Raw genomic sequence first — 16,979 nt, 5'->3', positions numbered from 1 at the left:
TTCTTGCGTTTCTTTTTGCGGTATTTCAGCTTGAAGGTATTTAAAAAACCTTTCATAATCTATTGTATTATCTTTTTTATATACCACAAATAAATGGTGAAATGTTGGACTAGATTTCAGATTAATACTTATTTTACAAGAAATTCGCCAGTAACTCTAAAACAAGTAAGACCATAACTATTCTCAAATTTTTCTGCTTTAAGGGTGGGTTGGTATATTTTTTTGTAATTTGTTTTCCGAGTTTTTGCCAACCAATATTTTTTGAATTTATAATTATTTTTAGCTTTACCCCAATATTTTTTGGATAAATAAATAGTGTCATTACTTATTTTGCCTTCTACATAATCATACCATTCATTAAAAGGGCTTCTACTGTGCCTTCGTGTTTTAATAATATTGTTAGTTATTTCAAAATCTCCAAAATAGCTAACAACAATAGGTTTTATTACTTTTACGATACCGTTTTGATCGGGTAAGCTCAAAATTTTTCCATCCATATCTAAATCATAATCACTTAAACAAAAGTCCTCTTCATCTGAATAAACTGAAAATTCTACAGAATTAGAAGTTCTATAATGGACGTAAACTTTGTTTACTTTTAGATACTGATTTTTTTCTAATTTAGTTTTTGTTCTATATTTCATAAAATTTGAATAATAATCATCGTAAAGTTTATCATTCATTGAACTGTTAGAATCAATTATTTTATTTGTTATCAAATATTGTCTAAAATCAGTATTTGTATAGCCAGTGGACTTACTAGTTTTACAACTGTTACTGATAACAATAATTAATAAATATATAGCTAAATGTTTTTGCATTATTACTTATTATTTTTATTGTCATCTACAAGTTTATAAAATTCTTGCGTTTCTTTTTGCGGTATTTCAGCTTGAAGGTATTTAAAAAACCTTTCATAATCTATTTTATTATCTTTTTTATATACCACAAATAAATGGTGAAAGGTCAGACTAAATTTCAGATTAATACTTATTTTACAAGAAATTCGCCAGTAACTCTAAAACAAGTAAGACCATAACTATTTTTAAATTTTTCTGCTTTAAGGGTAGGTTGGTATATTTCTTCAAAGTTTATTTTATGCTTCAAAGCGTACCATTTTCTTTCAAATTTATATTCTTTACCTACGTATGTATTTGTAAAATGAATGGTATCATTTTTTACATAACCATTTACGTGGTCATACCATTCTTTAAAAGGGGTTTTGTTTCTTTTTTTTGTTTTTATTTTATCATTTGTAATTTCAAATCCTCCAAAATCTTCTACAACTACTGGCTTTGTTAGCTTAATTATACCATTTTCGGGAGCAGTAAATGGGTTTTTACTCAAATCGAAAGTGCTCAAACAAAAACGACCCTCATCAGAATAAATTACAAAAGTTACCGACTGCAAACCTTCATCTATAAAAGTGCCAAATGTTTGTGTTCTTGTTTCGCTATAAAAAATATAAACTTTATTAATTTTTAAATAAGGATTTTTTTCTAATTTAGTTTTTGTTTCATATTTAAGAAATTCAGCAAAATAATCATCATAAAGACTTTTACTTTTCTCTGAATATAAATAGCCGTTTTCTTTCTTTTTAAATAATATATTCTTTTTTGTTAAAAAGTTTTCAAATCCTTTGTCTTCCCAACTTCCTTTTTTTTGTAAACTATTTGAACTACAAGAGATAAAGAATTGAAATAATAAAATTAATGTTATTTTAAAGAAGTTATTGTTCATTTGCTTTTTTGTTATTTTTCTCTAGTTTATAAAATTCTTGCGTTTCTTTTTGCGGTATATCCGCTTGAAGGTATTTAAAAAACCTTTCATAATCTATTTTATTATCTTTTTTATATACCACAAATAAATGGTGAAATGTTGGACTAGATTTCAGATTAATACTTATTTTACAAGAAATTCGCCAGTAACTCTAAAACAAGTAAGACCATAACTATTTTTAAATTTTTCTGCTTTAAGGGTAGGTTGGTATATTTCTTCAAAGTTTATTTTATGCTTCAAAGCGTACCATTTTCTTTCAAATTTATATTCTTTACCTACGTATGTATTTGTAAAATGAATGGTATCATTTTTTACATAACCATTTACGTGGTCATACCATTCTTTAAAAGGGGTTTTGTTTCTTTTTTTTGTTTTTATTTTATCATTTGTAATTTCAAATCCTCCAAAATCTTCTACAACTACTGGCTTTGATAGCCTAATTATTCCATTTTTGGGTGCAGTGAAAGGATATTTACTCAAATCGAAAGTGCTCAAACAAAAACGACCCTCATCAGAATAAATTACAAAAGTTACCGACTGCACACCTTCATCTATAAAAGTGCCAAATGTTTGTGTTCTTGTCTCACTATAAAAAGTATAAACTTGATTAACTTTTAAATAAGGATTCTTTTCTAATTCAGTTTTTGTTTCATATTTAAGAAATTCAGAATAGTAATCATCATAAAGTTTACCATTCATTTTTGTATTTATATCTATTTTATTTGTTTCGATTAAATACCTTTTAAAAGGTGTATCTTTATTATCCTCCCACCAATTAGTTTTAGTTGTTTTACAACTAAAACTAATTATAAAGAATATGAACCCAAAAGTTATTTTAGTTAATCTCATTTTTTCATTTCTTTTTATTATTTTCTTCTAACTCATAAAGCTCTTGCAATAATTTAGATTTTGGGTGTATTTCTGCATCCAAATATGTTTTTAATCGTTCAAAATTAATTTTATTATCTTTTTTATATACCACAAATAAATGGTGAAAGGTCAGACTAAATTTCAGATTAATACTTATTTTACAAGAAATTCGCCAGTAACTCTAAAACAAGTAAGACCATAACTATTCTCAAATTTTTCTGCTTTAAGGGTAGGTTGGTATATTTTTTTGTAATTTGTTTTCCGAGTTTTTGCCAACCAATATTTTTTGAATTTATAATTATTTTTAGCTTTACCCCAATATTTTTTGGATAAATAAATAGTGTCATTGCTTATTTTGCCTTCTACATAATCATACCATTCATTAAAAGGGCTTCTACTGTGCCTTCGTGTTTTAATAATATTGTTAGTTATTTCAAAATCTCCAAAATATTTAACAATAATGGGTTTTATTACTTTTACGATACCGTTTTGATCGGGTAAGCTCAAAATTTTTCCATCCATATCTAAATCATAATCACTTAAACAAAAGTCCTCTTCATCTGAATAAACTGAAAATTCTACAGAATTAGAAGTTCTATAATGAACGTAAACTTTGTTTACTTTTAGATAGGGATTCTTTTCTAATTTAGTTTTTGTTTCATATTTAAGAAAGTCAGAATAATAATCATCATAAAGTTTACCATTCATTTTTGTATTTATATCTATTTTATTTGTTTGGATTAAATATCTTTTAAAAGGAGTATCTTTATTATCTTCCCACCAATTAGTTTTAGTTGTTTTACAGCTTATCAGTAAAATAAGTATAAAAAAATAGAAAGATGATTTACTTTTCATTTTTCGGTTCGTTATTTTTTATAATGAATTTTTGCGTTTCTTTTTGCGGTATTTCAGCTTGAAGGTATTTAAAAAGCCTTTCATAATCTATTTTATTATCTTTTTTATACACCACAAATAAATGGTGAAAGGTCAGACTAAATTTCAGATTAATACTTATTTTACAAGAAATTCGCCAGTAACTCTAAAACAAGTAAGACCATAACTATTCTCAAATTTTTCTGCTTTAAGGGTGGGTTGGTATATTTTTTTGTAATTTGTTTTCCGAGTTTTTGCCAACCAATATTTTTTGAATTTATAATTATTTTTAGCTTTACCCCAATATTTTTTGGATAAATAAATAGTATCATTGCTTATTTTGCCTTCTACATAATCATACCATTCATTAAAAGGGCTTCTACTGTGCCTTCGTGTTTTAATAATATTGTTAGTTATTTCAAAATCTCCAAAATATTTAACAATAATGGGTTTTATTACTTTTACGATACCGTTTTCGTCGGGTAAGCTCAAAATTTTTCCATCCATATCTAAATCATAGCTACTCAAACAAAAACGTTCTTCATCTGAATAAACCGAAAATTCTACAGAATTTGGAGTTCTGTAATGAACGTAAACTTTGTTAACTTTTAAAGTTTGATTATTTATTAAGTTTTGTTTTTTTATAGAATCTTTATACGTTAAAAAATCTTCAAAATGTTTAAAAGGTCTCTTATCTTTTGGATTTTCTCCTCTAGCAATTTGATATTCTCGATATTCATCATTAATATCTGGTTTTTTACTACCACAATTACTAAAAATTAGTGATAATAAAATAAATTGAACTACTTTATTTATCATTATTAATCTTTTTTTTATTATTTTCTTCTAACTCATAAAACTCTTGCAATAATTTAGATTTTGGGTGTATTTCTGCATCCAAATATGTTTTTAATCGTTCAAAATTAATTTTATTATCTTTTTTATATACCACAAATAAATGGTGAAATGTTGGACTAGATTTTAAATTGATACTGCTTTCGTAGTTCTCTTTATCATTCTTATATTTATCTAAAGCCTTTTCATATTCTACTTTATCTTCTTCATATTTTTTATTTAACTTTTCGTTTGTATTATCCAAAGGCTTAACTGGTTCTTTTGGTTCTTTTGGCATTTCAGGATAAGGAATAGCATCGTGCATATTGTTTGAAGGCCAAAATGTGCCGAAGCCAAACTTGGTTGATTGATGTAAATTACCATTTTCATCAGTATAAGAAAATGTTTCTTGTCCACGATTTAGTAAAACATCGAACAGTCTTTGATAATCATAGTTTTGCCCATCAATATATTTGTCAAGATTAAATGGTGCTTTGTTATTTGATTTTCCATAGTATAAATCAAAGGCATACGCCATATTGATTTTATCTGTTAATTTGGCTTGCATATTTACACCTGCCGACCAGTACTGGTCGGAACCCATTCCAAAAAATAAAGGCGGTTTATAAATATCGTTGTAGGAAGAAATCATAAAATTACCCACTTTTATAGATGCTCCACCTATAATTTGATGTCTATGTGGATTGTCTTGTGAATTATGTTCGTCTTTTTCCCTTTCTCCCATTTTATTGAAATTACTTGTAACTTTTCCTGAGCTTAAAATACCCGTTGAGCCCAGCGTAAACGCATACTCAAAAGGGTTGTTTACTCCAGAGCCTGTAAAATTATTAAACAAATTCATATTGAGAGCATTGCCTGTTTTATAACCTAGTGTTATAGCAGGTGTGCCTGATAAAGTAACTAAATGCTTACTCATTGGGGAAGTTCCAGGAGCACCATTGCCATAATAGGTAAGTGCAGCATTGAAACTTGGCATTAAATGAAAATCGCCACTACTTATATTTTTTGAAATTCCTGCATATAAACTTGTCGTAAAACCACCGCCAAGACTAAAACTAAATTTTAACCCAATATTGAATAGAGGATTTGGGTCGTCTGGACCTGAACTGGTATTTTCATAATCGTCATAATCTGCTGGGCTTGGTCCCCCTTTTGTATTTCTGTTTTGTCTAAAATGTTTTGGTTCTTCTTGTTCTTGTTTTGGAAAAAGAATATCAAGATTACCTGTATAGTCAGGCGATTCAAGTTTAGCAATAATTACTGGAATATTGTTCAGGGCATCAAATCTAAAAAGATCATAATCATAAGTTTCGTAATTATCGCCTGAGTTTTTCAAATCTTCTAAAGAATGGTTTATATGCTTACCGTAAGCTTCTGCTAGCGAAGCTATTAGTTTTATTTTTCGGTCATTGAATTTATTAATATGTAAAAGTGCAGTTTCCCAAATAAGAATTTGTTTGCTTTCTTTATCATAAGAAGCTAAATCTGGATGCAAACTTTTGGTTACTACAATTGGTGGATTTGTTATTTTACCATCTGTAATATCTTTGTATAATCTGTAAACAATTCCTGTATTATCTGCGGTAAATTTCGAGACCATTTCTGTTGCTACATTTTTTATATGGTCGTGAACGTAGGTGCTTTCTAGCTTCCATTCACTCTCAATAATTTCTCTTTTTGGTGGGGATTCTGGTTCGCCATAATGTATGCCAACATCAGAAGTTATACTAATTGTTTTTGCGGAGTTGTAAACTATATCACCTTCTGAATATATTTTATAATCTCCACCAGTAGTTTCAGTAATTTTACCTCCAACAATTCTTATTCTAGTCATAGTTTTTTAGTGTTTAGTTTTTCAAAGTTTTCTTGTAACGGTTTGGGTATTGCCGAAGGAACAGCTTTGTGCGATTGGCAAAATGGATGCAATTATATTTTTATAAATTTTTAGTTTATCATTTTCAATTTTACACTTGTAGTGTCTTTTATTTCAAATTAAAAAAATGTAAATCTTTAAAATCATCTTTTTTTTCTACCAAGAATAAGTGTTTCTAAATAAAATATTTTGCATCTCCCTTGATTTTTTTATCTGTTTGCCTAGAACTTTATTTTTTAGATTTTCAATTCATAATTCCCTTTTCCATATTCTAGGTTTTTAAAATAATAGTAATTTTCTGCTTTTCCACAACTTATACAAACAATGCTCATTGTATCTTTGTCTTTAAGGAAATAATATTCTCTATTAAAATTTCCAACTCCCATATTTTTATCAGACCAAACAGATGAATTGATCCTTAATTTATCTTTTGAATATATAGAGTTATTCAAGAATAATTTAGAATTATTATCCGTAAAATTGAATACTATTAAGTTTTTTCTTTCTAAATCTGAAATAATCTTTTGATCTTTATAAGATTGAAAAATAAATAAATAAAATAAAATAAACAACTAAATTTTTTCATAGTTATAAAGATTTAATACTTTCAATTAAAGTTTTTTTTACAGTTTCCAAAAGTTCTTGTATATCATACACTTTTTCTTTAGGGTAGTTTTCAATTGTTTTGCCAAAAGCGCATCCTTTTCATCATCACCCGTACGTTTGAAAGTCCCAGCAATAGGATGGATTTCGGCTTTGCGGTTTTGGATAATAATTTGAGCCTCAGGAGACGAACCCATAATTTTGAAATTTCCATAATCAAAATAAAATAGGTAAGGGGAAGGATTAATGTTTCGTAAAGCACGATACACATTAAATTCGTCACCTTTGAATTTTTGCGAAAAGCGACGCGACAACACCAACTGGAACACATCGCCACGCGCACAATGTTTTTTACCTAAGCTTACATTTTGTTTAAAAGCCTCATCGGTCAGGTTAGAAGTACTTTGCCCTTCACGCTCAAAAGTATAAGAAGCAAAAGTTTTCGATTGAATGTATTGCTCTATTTCGGCTAAATTATTCTGTCCGTTTGTACTATGGCAAAACAAATACGCTTCATTTTTAAAGTGATTGATAGCGATGATATTTTGATAAACGCTATAATGCATATCGGGAATGGCTAAATCCCCTTGTTTTTTTTGGATATCCACTTTTTCGAAATAGCGCACAGCATCAAACGTAGTGAATCCAAAAAGTCCATTAGTGATAAATTTGAAATTGGATTTTTCTACTTCAAAACTTGTAGTGAAGCTTTCTATGGCATCCAAGACTTCTTTTTTATGGCTGATACTTTTGGTAGTGGAAGCCCCATCAGGAAAGGAAGTAGTTATGGTCTCATTTTGAATCGTAATCGAAGCAATGGGATTGCAACAGATATACGAAAAACTTTTATCATTAGTATGATAATCGTTACTTTCTAGCAAAATGCTGTGTGGGAATTTGTCCCTTAGTTTCAAGTAAATGCTTACCGGCGTGATGGTGTCGGCAAGGATTTGTTTGTAGGTGGTATGTAATTTATATTTTTTCATTTCGCTGGATTATATTTTTTAGTTGTGCTCAATGCTGTTCGCCTAAAGGCTCGAGTCATTTTGTGTGTTTTCTAAATTTTTAACAATAAAAAAAGGCTTGTCAATCACGACAAGCCTTTTGGAGTATATTATGGTTTTAAACTACTACATAGCTGGTACTGCTCACGACGATTGACGTAAGTTGTTCCACCACCAAGTATTGTTTAAAATGTTTTGCATTTTTATTCTAATTATTTGTATAATGCAAATGTATAGAATTATTTTTTTAAAATCCAAAACAAATTTTAAAAAAGCGTGTCGTATTTTTTTGTTTCCTTGTAGGATAGTGTTCGATATGTTTTTTTTATAACAAAGGAATCTGTTTTTAAATAAACCTGTGGCTACGGATTTTTTAAAGGAGGTATATGCCGTAGCAGGTGAAAAATGGAGGAGGAAGATTAGTAAAGGATTTGAGGAGTAGTTTTATTTAGAAGACCTAACAGGTTTCAAAAACCTGTTAGGTTTAATTGAAATAGAATCCAAGTCCTGTTTTACTAAATTTTTCTAGTTTTTCTAATACTTTACTGAATTTTGGTTTAGATAATTTAATCCAACTACAAGTATCTAAAACTAATTTTACCATAATTTTATTTTTATATAATATTCACTTTATACCAATTATTTTGTAAATATGTTGAGTTAAATTTACTTTTATTTTAGGATAAAGTTTCTATTCTAAAATAATTTTAAATACCAACTTACATACTCCTATTTAATTGTTCAATTTAGCCATTTCTATAAATTCATCAATCTTTGGTAGGAAAGCTTTGTTAAAACTTTTTATTCCAATCAATCTACTTTTTGTAATTTGAGATATTGATTCAATCACTTCTGGTTCAATAATATCTGAAGGTTTATATACACTTCCATTTTTGAAAAAAGTATAAAGGCTATAATTTTTAAAATCATTTAGTTTTGAGATTTTATCTTTTGAATAAGTTAGGTTTTCAATTGTTTTTGAATCTAATTTTCCATCGAAAACCTGATGACTAATAATGTCTATATTTGTTGATAAATCCAGTTTTACTTTGTGATTAGTAAATTTTTTATTAAATTTTGTTATAGATGGTTGTGAATAATCATCTGTGAGTAAAAATTTATATACTAAAAATATTTTTCCAATTTCTTCATTTGATAAATGAAATAGAGTGTAGGCTCTAGCAAATTTTTTGTGAGTTTTTAAAATTTCTGCTTCATCAAATAGTTCCTTTGCATTTTCAAGACATTTTTCTACAATCTTAATTAATGTTCTTTTTGATACTTCCATTTTTAAATTAACTATTTTTATTGTTTTTTAATCATATGAATATAGATAAAAATAACCTACAGAGTTAATATTTTTTTAGTTAATCTAAATTTTATAAATAATATGATAATTTCAAAAATGTTTCTTGAATTATTTCAGTTATATAAAAAGCATAAGTAACAGATATATTAATTTTTTTATTTTTAACACAATATCCTTAAATTTTCCTTTTAATAATTACTCCAAATTACTTCAATTGCAAGATAGTCCCATATTAATATTCTAACAATTTCACCCCTTAATGAAACTGAAACCATATATTGATAAGTTCCTTTTTGAACTATAGTCCAATGTGAAAGTATTTCTTGAGTATGTCCGAAATGTATATTTTGTAAAGTTCTACTACCAACTTCTGGAGCTTTATCAACTTCTATTGGTGTAAAAAAGGCTTCTACCTCATTATCATCCATATCTAATATAGTTTTAAAAACTATACTTGTAGGATTTTCAAATTGAGGTTCACTATTTTCAAATTTCAAATGCCCTTTTGCTAATTTAGTTATAGTGTTTTCAACACGAGGTAATTCAATTTTAAAAAATTTATTTTCATTTTCTACTATAAAAGAATTATCGAGAAGTTTTCTTAAATTTTCTTTTTTTGATAGAATTGATTTAATTTTTAGTCTATTTAAAGATTCGATTTCTGTTGTTCCGTGAATAATGCACTCTATGATACAAGCAAAATATTCTTCGTCTAACGAAAAACCTTGGTTGCATTTATAGCAACAAGGTACAACTGGTAAATTTTCTGGAAACGGTTCGTCTAGTAATATTTTTGAAGGTACGTGGTCTCTTGTATTTGGAAAATCTCCACAATAAGAACACATATTGTCAAGTCGTTTATCACTAAAAGGGCTTATTTGTCTCAATTTGTTTGTCCTAATTTATTTTTCGTATTCTCTATCAATGACCTCGAAACCCAAATATACACATATAAATACTTTTCGAAAAAGAATAATTCAAAATACCTAGCTCATATTTGATAAGTTTTTCTCTCTTTTAAAATTTGATTCAGTCTTTATGATGATAGGGATAATGGGGCTTATTTTAGCCTTAAAAACCAATTTAATTTTTAAATTATAAATGATTCCCCACCTCGTAGCCGAAATCTACTACCTCACTCAAGCCGAAGGCGGAAGAAAGAATCCTGTAGCTTCGGGTTACAGAGGACAATTTTATTATGATGGCAAAGATTGGGATGGACTATAGGTTAAACCCAGCAATTGACCGTTAATAAATACGAAATGCAACCTTATCTTAAAGTTGCATTTCGTGTATAGACTAATTTGTAGTATTACTATTGAGTTTTAATTTTGAGTACTTGTCGTTAGATCAACTGATTTAGCTCTACCCACAATCAGATTGTTATATTGATCAATCAAGGCATTGAGCTGATTAATTGAGGTTGCGTAAGGTGAAATGGCAGGCGCCTCAATTAGCGTGTGAAATGCTGTAATACGATTTCTTAAGGCATAGTACACGGTGTTGGCTTCGTTGCGTTTGCTGATTAAATTTTCTGGTGTAGCATTGCCATATTCTTGAGTTCTATCAAGGTACACGGTGTTAAACGCATTGTTTTGTTTTTTCATTTCGTCTTTCCATGCTGTCAAATTAAGGGTAGTAAGAGCAGCTATAAGTTCTGGTTTTGTTTCCCAATCGTTGATGATGTTAGTCAGGGTAGCTGTTTCGGCTTGGTAGTTTAATCGAGAGATCCCCGAACCGTAAAATCGAAGGTTAGTGGCTAATTTTTGTGCGGCTACTCGAAGGGTTTCCTCAAAATGGTATTCATAGCCTTGAACCACATAGAATAAACCATTTATACAATCGTCTCTTCTTTTGTCAATGTTTAATAGGGTAGTGGTGTTTTCGTTCGCCAGCATTTTTTTGAACAGCGTATCCATTTCGCCAACTTTAGTTTGTAAATCCGCTAATTTAGCGGTTACATTTAGGGCGTTAGGATCGTTACGTTCTACGATGGTAACAAAATCTTTCATGAACTGAAGGTACTCGGCATTGCGTAGTTTAACCAAGTCGATAGCATTAATCATAAGTTTGTTTGTTTAAAATTTTAACTGCAATATAATTATTTTTTCCGAAATATAATCGAAAAATCGAAATGTGATAATTTATAAAACGAAATGTGCCGTTTTTTGACAAATATAATCAAAACTTTAAATCCGATTTAAACATAATTTAAAAGCCCCTATTAAGGGGCTTTTTTTATGTGCTTGGGGAGCCGTTTTGCTCAATCATAAGTAAATCGGGCTTATACACGTCTTTAATGTCTGTGTTGGGCTCAAATGTGCTAAACTCTTTACGCTGTGGTCGTTTGATGATTATTCCGTTATGAATATCCTCAAGAGCTTTCTCAATGAGTTGTAGTCCCATCGCTTGAAGTTCATGCTCCCACAACAATTTAGCGGCCTTTACAGGCTCCATTGCGTACATTTTAGGGTCAATAAAACAAAAGTCTTGATATGCCACGTCGCCGCGGTCTATACCGTCGTTTAACCAAAAAACGGTTCCGCCTGTAATAGCGTCTCTCATTCTTATTGCCCACTCAATTGATGAGCGGCCTCGGTGCCGTGGTAACAAACTCGGATGATATCCAATCCATCCAACTTTTGCCTTGTAACGGGTTCTTTTACCAATGTAATCAAATGAGTGCGCCGTTATTCCTATATCTACATTGTCCGGTAAAGTTTCGGCCGTTAAAGTTCCAGCGGGTATATGCTTCACGCCAAAAACATGAGCCATTTTAGTAACATATTTATCGCCTATTGGAGAGCAAACTCCCACAACCTCGACAAAATCAAGTTTATTGCATAGCGCGAAAACTTGCTCACCAAAATACTTTTGACCCGATATAAATACTCTTAATTTTTTCATTTTCCTAAATATTTGAATGCTTGAACCGCCCTAAAATGTCCGCCGTATCCACAGCCCCTTATGCCCCCTTTTTTCCCTGTTTTTAATATACTTTGGTGGCTTCTCGATTTATTATCACCGTGCAGCTTCGCCGCCGTTTGATTCCAAAGTTTTGAGTGGCGCAAGTAACCGCATAATTGTGGGTGTGATGTATGAAAAAACGTGTGATACTTATGGCCACAACGGCCGTTGCCCTCTAAATGGTATTGCATAACCTCATTTAAAAAAGCAGTTCCAACACCGGCGCCTTGCCACTCGGGCATTACTACTAAACGAGTAGCTCTATACGCTTTTGCCGTGAATAAGGGACAAACGGCCAAATGCGCCACTAGTTCGCCGTTAACAGTCGCCACAAAATACTCAGCGGCAGGCGGGTGTGGTAAGTCTAAATAATAATGCTCTTTAAAATATTTCCAGTAAGTTCCGTTTGTCTTCCAAATGTCGAGTTTAATAGCCGGTCGTTTTTGGACTTTTTTTTTACTTCACCGGTTCGAGTATCATAAACCCAATCCGGTTGCAACCATTCTACAACATCATAGTGGCAAGAAAGTAAAACAATTTGTTTGCCCGACGTACGCCTCCATGATTTAGAGAAAGCGGCCGCGCCAATTTGGGCGATTTGTCTATCAACTACGCTCGTAAACTCGTCAATAACTACTTTATCCGGTGCGTCGCAAATTAAACGAGCCAATCCGGCGCGGTATTGCTCCCCGTTAGATAAAGCCCCAAAAGGTCTAAGCCACGCCGGTACATCTCCAAGGCCAACGGCAGACAATGCCGCCGTAACGTCATTTAAAGACTTTTGCGGGGCGATATTCTCTACGATAGGTAAATTATTATCCCAACCCGAATAAAGGTTGTGAATGTCTAAATTTGGCCAAATCTGCCTACCTATTGAAGTTTTACCGGAACCGGATGCACCTACAATAAGTCCAATTTGCCAATCGTCGCCCTCGATAGGTAAATCAGCCGTATGTTTCCATTCGTGGCCATTTTCAGCGTTAAACAATGATTTTACTTTTTGCGCTCTGAAACTATTAAAGTTTTTAGAGCTATGATTTACTTCAATTTTCATACACTTACAACTTTTAAATCTTTAAACCCCATTTCTTTAAGTTTCTCAAATACTTGCTTTTGTTCCGTTTCGCTACTACATTTCACTATAACGGCATGTTGTTCTTTATAATTAAATTTCGCCATTCGTTTTTTGATTAATGATTGATTTATTAAAATTGATGATTATATTTGCACCTCTCAGGTTAATTTAAAAATAGTAAAGCCACGCATTAAGAAGACATATTGTCCTCCAACGCGTGGCTTTGTTGCTATAAATTAAATTACCCTGAGAAAGTTTTTAATTTGTTGGAGGACTTTTTTTTATTCCCGCCCTCTGGAGAATGAATGTTTATTCCAATTGCTTTGCTTTTTTTATGAAATACTTTATTGCAAGATCATAAAAGGAAGTTGAAAAAAGGTAAGTAAACAAGTACGTTTTCAAACACTCTTTACCACAGCCATCAATCATATAAAAAATAATTGACAAGACAATTGAGGCAAACAACACTTTATAAGTGGCCGATACTCTTTTTGTTTTCCAAACTTTAGTTGTGAAAAAACCGCCAACGATTATAATTGCAAAAAGCAAAAAGTTAACGTTATCAAGTAAAAACTGAGTTAAAAAATTTAGCATATAATTCTAATTTACCAAGTTGCAAGTGCACTACGAACCCAAGTATTTGTAGCCGTACACACATATAAATAAGATGATGTAACTCTAATTTCTCCAACTACTCCAGTTGATGTAGCCGAAGCTGGTGCCGTTGTACTTACGACGGGAACATTACCACTTGCAAATGTCAACCGTCTCCTGGTGGTGTTGGTTCAATTGGATTTTCAATGCCGTAGCTTTCTAATAATTGAGGATCTCCTCCTAAATAATTTGCGCTTACAAATTGTCCTTGAACAAATCCCTGAACAAAATCTCCAACTTCTAAAGTTGTATTATCTTGATTAGGTAAAACTTTGTAAATTGATAATTCGCCCGGTTTGATAATTTTAGCATTCTTAATGGCCTTAACAACTGCGTTAAACTCATTAGCAAACAATACATTTTTTGTAGGTAATCCCGCAACTGCATTTATTTTGGCCGCGCTGTCCTCTTTGATTTCGATTTGTTCGATTTCTATTTCTTCCATTTTTTAAAAATTTAGTGGTAATACTTGTTCTTTATTTTTTACGAGTTGATACTTTATTCTCAAATCATTTAATTTTATTTCAAGAAGTGAATAGTTTTCCCCAAGCTTTTTAAAAGTGGAAATTTTCAACACTAATTCAGAGGCTTCTTTTTGTATAGATTCTAGTGAAGGACTATTAAATTCTTTTTCAAATACATCCATTTCAACATCAGTTCTTTCAACGAGTTGCCCGTCAACTATTTTTAAAGGGCATACGCCAAACATAAAATCGGGGATACTGTCTTCACTCATTATTAAAGGGTCTCCCTCTAGTCCTAATGTTTGTAATTCTTTTAAACTTAAAGCGACACTTTCCCATTGTACAAATGGCTTTGCTTCTAGTTCTTTAGCTTTAAAATATATCATGGCTATAATGGTATAATTAAATATTCAAATCGTATGTTTTGCGACCCACCAAATGGCTCATAACCCCCTAGTCTAAACCTAGTTTGTTCATGCCCGGCGGTAAACCAACAAATTAAATCTTGTGCAGCTTGACCCATAGGTCTAAATGAATGGATTGTCCCTAAAACCATATAGTTGCTAGTGCCTACGTCTGGAAAATTTATATAAACAGTCGCTGTTTGGGCATTTGGAAAATCTCCTAAAATTGCTACACCTTTATAGAGATAGTTCAACAAACCCGGAGGCTTATTTTTAATAAATGCGCCGCTCAAGGGATTCACTACAGACCAATCAGGTTGCTGTAAGAAATTCAGTTTATTCAATAGAACTAAAGTGAAATTAACATCCGTGTGAACATAATTCGGGTCAATAACAATCCCGGCAGGTAAAGCAAATTGCGAAAGTTCGTCAATAGTCTTTAGCCTTTTTAAATCATTAAAATTAAATATGTCAATACCTCCAGTTCCACACTTTGCAAAAATTGTACGATAAGCCGGAAGGCTATCCAATTGTAAATTATTGTCTGCATCAGTATTGTAAAGCACGTTTTCGATAGTTTCGATAACAGTCACAGTACCCACAAATGCACCACCCACAAAAGGAATTATTTCTCCATTATAAACTATAAAACCGTCTGATACGGTTACGTTATTTGGGTCGGTATCATCAACATCTACACCTGTAATAATTGTTTTATCCCCGGCTAATTTTGCTAAAGCTCCGAGAGGCTCACGAAAAGAGTCTTGAACGAATCGCCATGTCCTATTTGTGCCGGGGAACCCGGTAGCTGTCACAATTAGTTTATTTCCTAATCCCATATAATTATATAGTTTTTAACGTATAGTTTGTAATAATCAATTTGAGCCCTGATTTTGATTAGCAAGGCCGTTTCTTCGAGATTGTTACTCGGTTTTAAATCAATTGGAATCACGACGATAAAATCAGCACCGTCCCCAACAAATTCGTTTTCCTCTCGATAATAGACCGGTTTATTATCGGCCTCCTCATAATGCCTAACCGGTTTATCCTCCTCTGGTTCATAAAACCAAACGGGCTCCCGCAAAATGGCGTTTGTAATAATTATGCGCCGTTGGTCATTATCAAAAAAATCATTCAATACAGCCTGTAAATAACATATTTGGCTATTATGGCTCAACTTATAAAGAGCTTGCCTTCTAAACTCCAAAAATTCGAGGTGCAGCCAAACGACTGGTCTTAAAAAGGCCTCAAAAAGCTTTATGTATTTAAACTTTCGAATACTCGACCGGAGGTTAATAATGATATAGTTTCGCCAGTCTATGCTATAAGCTTTATCCATTTTCAGAGTACGGTATATAGTTAATTAACAAGTTTAGTTCGTCTAATTTCATATATCCAGAGTCGGCAATTCTTATTTCATTTATAGCCCCCAAGTTTTGAATATCAGGGGTTGTATAATCATAATCACCATATTTTGAAAAGGCCTCTTTTATAACTGGCAATATTACTCCTGGTACCTCTTGTAGCTTATCCACCAAATAAGTCAAAACAAGTTTCCCGTTTTGAAAGTCAATAGATTTTAAATAATTCTTTATTTGATTTATTACTGGCGTTTGTTCAGTTCCGTCCAACCTTGAGCCATCCGCTGCCATAACTAATGGGTCATAATAAATATCAATTTTAAGTTTCAACAAATCAGCGTTTCCCGATGTTACATTTACTACAGTTCCTGCATCGGCCACATTCTTATTAAAATAAATATCAAGGGCGTTAATTTGCTCAGGTAATAGTGGTGCGTATTCGCCGTTAACCGTTCTAACTACTTTTAGCCTTAATGTTCCGTATCCATTTTGCACAATTCTTACAGTTGCGGCATTACTTACAATTTTAGCCGCTTTTATTTGGGCATCGGTCAAACCCGATAAATCATAATAATCAGTTTCCGGTACCAGGGGAACACCAAACATAAAATCGAGAGCTTTCTCGCGGTACCATTTTGGGGTGTGTATTCTTGTTTCCGCGATTCGCTTTTCCATTTCTTTCTTGAATGTGTCCCAATATTGCTCCTGTATGAATTGTGCAAAAGCGTAAATCCAAACCCATAAACGCCAATTAGCGGCCTTAGAGGTGCTGTCTACATCGATTAATGTTATCTCCTCATCGGTTAATATTTCCAATGTAGAAAGCTCAACCGCTTGGTCTTTTGCCTCTAAAATTGTTTTTTGAATTTCTTTTATTGATCGTGCCAT

At 31.6% G+C, this 16,979-nt stretch carries 20 protein-coding genes and 1 pseudogene; 1 reads left to right on the top strand and 20 read right to left on the bottom strand.

Translation table 11 applies throughout. The features are described from left to right. Positions 1-128 precede the first annotated feature (128 nt). From AWN65_RS05815 to AWN65_RS05770, 10 genes and pseudogenes are all read right to left on the bottom strand, one after another. Positions 129-821, bottom strand: a complete 693-nt coding sequence (locus AWN65_RS05815) for a hypothetical protein (protein WP_060382310.1) — start codon at positions 819-821, stop codon at positions 129-131. Between the two features lie 169 nt (positions 822-990). Next, positions 991-1,740, bottom strand: a complete 750-nt coding sequence (locus tag AWN65_RS05810) for a hypothetical protein (RefSeq protein WP_060382309.1) — start codon at positions 1,738-1,740, stop codon at positions 991-993. Positions 1,741-1,902: 162 nt separating this feature from the next. Continuing rightward, a complete protein-coding gene (locus AWN65_RS05805; protein WP_060382308.1) occupies positions 1,903-2,628 on the bottom strand; it encodes a hypothetical protein in 726 nt (241 codons plus the stop codon). Between the two features lie 174 nt (positions 2,629-2,802). Beyond that, a complete protein-coding gene (locus AWN65_RS05800; protein WP_060382307.1) occupies positions 2,803-3,504 on the bottom strand; it encodes a hypothetical protein in 702 nt (233 codons plus the stop codon). Between the two features lie 156 nt (positions 3,505-3,660). Then, entirely contained in the window at positions 3,661-4,341 is a 681-nt protein-coding gene (locus AWN65_RS05795; RefSeq protein ID WP_060382306.1) for a hypothetical protein, read from the bottom strand. After that, the gene (locus tag AWN65_RS05790) at positions 4,331-6,211 is read right to left on the bottom strand and encodes a hypothetical protein (RefSeq protein WP_060382305.1); all 1,881 of its coding nucleotides are present in this window, start codon (positions 6,209-6,211) and stop codon (positions 4,331-4,333) included. Before AWN65_RS05790 ends, AWN65_RS05795 begins: the two co-directional genes overlap by 11 nt. 275 nt (positions 6,212-6,486) lie before the next feature. Continuing rightward, positions 6,487-6,822: a hypothetical protein gene (locus AWN65_RS05785; protein WP_060382304.1), complete on the bottom strand. Its 336-nt coding sequence runs from the start codon at positions 6,820-6,822 to the stop codon at positions 6,487-6,489. A gap of 87 nt (positions 6,823-6,909) precedes the next feature. Next, a pseudogene (locus tag AWN65_RS05780) lies at positions 6,910-7,839 on the bottom strand (chorismate-binding protein); the annotation flags it as partial. A 751-nt stretch (positions 7,840-8,590) separates the two neighbouring features. Beyond that, positions 8,591-9,145: an AbiV family abortive infection protein gene (locus AWN65_RS05775; protein ID WP_060382303.1), complete on the bottom strand. Its 555-nt coding sequence runs from the start codon at positions 9,143-9,145 to the stop codon at positions 8,591-8,593. A gap of 209 nt (positions 9,146-9,354) precedes the next feature. Beyond that, positions 9,355-10,011, bottom strand: a complete 657-nt coding sequence (locus AWN65_RS05770) for a hypothetical protein (RefSeq protein ID WP_060382302.1) — start codon at positions 10,009-10,011, stop codon at positions 9,355-9,357. A gap of 256 nt (positions 10,012-10,267) precedes the next feature. On the opposite strand from AWN65_RS05770, the gene AWN65_RS15180 reads away from it, so the two are divergent. Further along, entirely contained in the window at positions 10,268-10,393 is a 126-nt protein-coding gene (locus tag AWN65_RS15180) for an EF-Tu C-terminal domain-related protein (RefSeq protein ID WP_235588353.1), read from the top strand. A gap of 98 nt (positions 10,394-10,491) precedes the next feature. On the opposite strand, the gene AWN65_RS05765 is transcribed toward AWN65_RS15180, so the two are convergent. The 10 genes from AWN65_RS05765 to AWN65_RS05725 all read right to left on the bottom strand — a co-directional run bounded on the left by AWN65_RS05765 (position 10,492) and on the right by AWN65_RS05725 (position 16,979). Next, complete coding sequence (locus AWN65_RS05765) at positions 10,492-11,232, bottom strand: DUF6261 family protein (protein WP_060382301.1); 741 nt, start codon at positions 11,230-11,232, stop codon at positions 10,492-10,494. 172 nt (positions 11,233-11,404) lie between these two features. Further along, positions 11,405-12,073 carry a formyltransferase family protein gene (locus tag AWN65_RS05760; protein ID WP_060382300.1) on the bottom strand — a complete coding sequence of 223 codons (669 nt, stop codon included), beginning with the start codon at positions 12,071-12,073 and terminating at the stop codon, positions 11,405-11,407. Then, complete coding sequence (locus AWN65_RS15425; RefSeq protein ID WP_201025140.1) at positions 12,070-12,465, bottom strand: GNAT family N-acetyltransferase; 396 nt, start codon at positions 12,463-12,465, stop codon at positions 12,070-12,072. Before AWN65_RS15425 ends, AWN65_RS05760 begins: the two co-directional genes overlap by 4 nt. A 32-nt stretch (positions 12,466-12,497) precedes the next feature. Beyond that, positions 12,498-13,187: a hypothetical protein gene (locus AWN65_RS15020; protein WP_201025139.1), complete on the bottom strand. Its 690-nt coding sequence runs from the start codon at positions 13,185-13,187 to the stop codon at positions 12,498-12,500. A 626-nt stretch (positions 13,188-13,813) separates the two neighbouring features. Then, entirely contained in the window at positions 13,814-13,972 is a 159-nt protein-coding gene (locus AWN65_RS14890; protein WP_158447583.1) for a hypothetical protein, read from the bottom strand. After that, positions 13,969-14,307 (bottom strand): hypothetical protein, encoded by a 339-nt coding sequence (locus tag AWN65_RS05745; RefSeq protein WP_060382298.1) that lies wholly within the window; start codon positions 14,305-14,307, stop codon positions 13,969-13,971. The genes AWN65_RS14890 and AWN65_RS05745 overlap by 4 nt, the downstream gene beginning before the upstream one ends. Positions 14,308-14,310: 3 nt before the next feature. Next, positions 14,311-14,712, bottom strand: a complete 402-nt coding sequence (locus AWN65_RS05740; protein ID WP_060382297.1) for a hypothetical protein — start codon at positions 14,710-14,712, stop codon at positions 14,311-14,313. Between the two features lie 2 nt (positions 14,713-14,714). After that, entirely contained in the window at positions 14,715-15,569 is an 855-nt protein-coding gene (locus AWN65_RS05735; protein ID WP_060382296.1) for a hypothetical protein, read from the bottom strand. Continuing rightward, on the bottom strand, positions 15,560-16,069 hold the full coding sequence (locus AWN65_RS05730; protein WP_060382295.1) for a hypothetical protein: 510 nt from the start codon (positions 16,067-16,069) through the stop codon (positions 15,560-15,562). Before AWN65_RS05730 ends, AWN65_RS05735 begins: the two co-directional genes overlap by 10 nt. Next, on the bottom strand, positions 16,062-16,979 hold the full coding sequence (locus tag AWN65_RS05725; protein ID WP_060382294.1) for a hypothetical protein: 918 nt from the start codon (positions 16,977-16,979) through the stop codon (positions 16,062-16,064). The genes AWN65_RS05730 and AWN65_RS05725 overlap by 8 nt, the downstream gene beginning before the upstream one ends.

The organism is Flavobacterium covae, assembly GCF_001534645.1.
Lineage (GTDB): Bacteria > Bacteroidota > Bacteroidia > Flavobacteriales > Flavobacteriaceae > Flavobacterium > Flavobacterium covae.
Note: the sequence above shows the minus strand (reverse complement) of the source record. Positions and strands in the feature narration are given on the sequence as shown.

Bases quoted from the DNA above. Each gene is read 5' to 3' on its own strand.
- AWN65_RS15020 (WP_201025139.1), bottom strand. From the start codon at position 13,187: ATGAAAATTGAAGTAAATCATAGCTCTAAAAACTTTAATAGTTTCAGA.
- AWN65_RS05790 (WP_060382305.1), bottom strand. From the start codon at position 6,211: ATGACTAGAATAAGAATTGTTGGAGGTAAAATTACTGAAACTACTGGT.
- AWN65_RS05735 (WP_060382296.1), bottom strand. From the start codon at position 15,569: ATGGGATTAGGAAATAAACTAATTGTGACAGCTACCGGGTTCCCCGGC.
- AWN65_RS05815 (WP_060382310.1), bottom strand. From the start codon at position 821: ATGCAAAAACATTTAGCTATATATTTATTAATTATTGTTATCAGTAAC.
- AWN65_RS05725 (WP_060382294.1), bottom strand. From the start codon at position 16,979: ATGGCACGATCAATAAAAGAAATTCAAAAAACAATTTTAGAGGCAAAA.
- AWN65_RS05765 (WP_060382301.1), bottom strand. From the start codon at position 11,232: ATGATTAATGCTATCGACTTGGTTAAACTACGCAATGCCGAGTACCTT.
- AWN65_RS05740 (WP_060382297.1), bottom strand. From the start codon at position 14,712: ATGATATATTTTAAAGCTAAAGAACTAGAAGCAAAGCCATTTGTACAA.
- AWN65_RS05810 (WP_060382309.1), bottom strand. From the start codon at position 1,740: ATGAACAATAACTTCTTTAAAATAACATTAATTTTATTATTTCAATTC.
- AWN65_RS05730 (WP_060382295.1), bottom strand. From the start codon at position 16,069: ATGGATAAAGCTTATAGCATAGACTGGCGAAACTATATCATTATTAAC.
- AWN65_RS05745 (WP_060382298.1), bottom strand. From the start codon at position 14,307: ATGGAAGAAATAGAAATCGAACAAATCGAAATCAAAGAGGACAGCGCG.
- AWN65_RS05805 (WP_060382308.1), bottom strand. From the start codon at position 2,628: ATGAGATTAACTAAAATAACTTTTGGGTTCATATTCTTTATAATTAGT.
- AWN65_RS05775 (WP_060382303.1), bottom strand. From the start codon at position 9,145: ATGGAAGTATCAAAAAGAACATTAATTAAGATTGTAGAAAAATGTCTT.
- AWN65_RS05795 (WP_060382306.1), bottom strand. From the start codon at position 4,341: ATGATAAATAAAGTAGTTCAATTTATTTTATTATCACTAATTTTTAGT.
- AWN65_RS05770 (WP_060382302.1), bottom strand. From the start codon at position 10,011: ATGTGTTCTTATTGTGGAGATTTTCCAAATACAAGAGACCACGTACCT.
- AWN65_RS05800 (WP_060382307.1), bottom strand. From the start codon at position 3,504: ATGAAAAGTAAATCATCTTTCTATTTTTTTATACTTATTTTACTGATA.
- AWN65_RS05760 (WP_060382300.1), bottom strand. From the start codon at position 12,073: ATGAAAAAATTAAGAGTATTTATATCGGGTCAAAAGTATTTTGGTGAG.
- AWN65_RS15180 (WP_235588353.1), top strand. From the start codon at position 10,268: ATGATTCCCCACCTCGTAGCCGAAATCTACTACCTCACTCAAGCCGAA.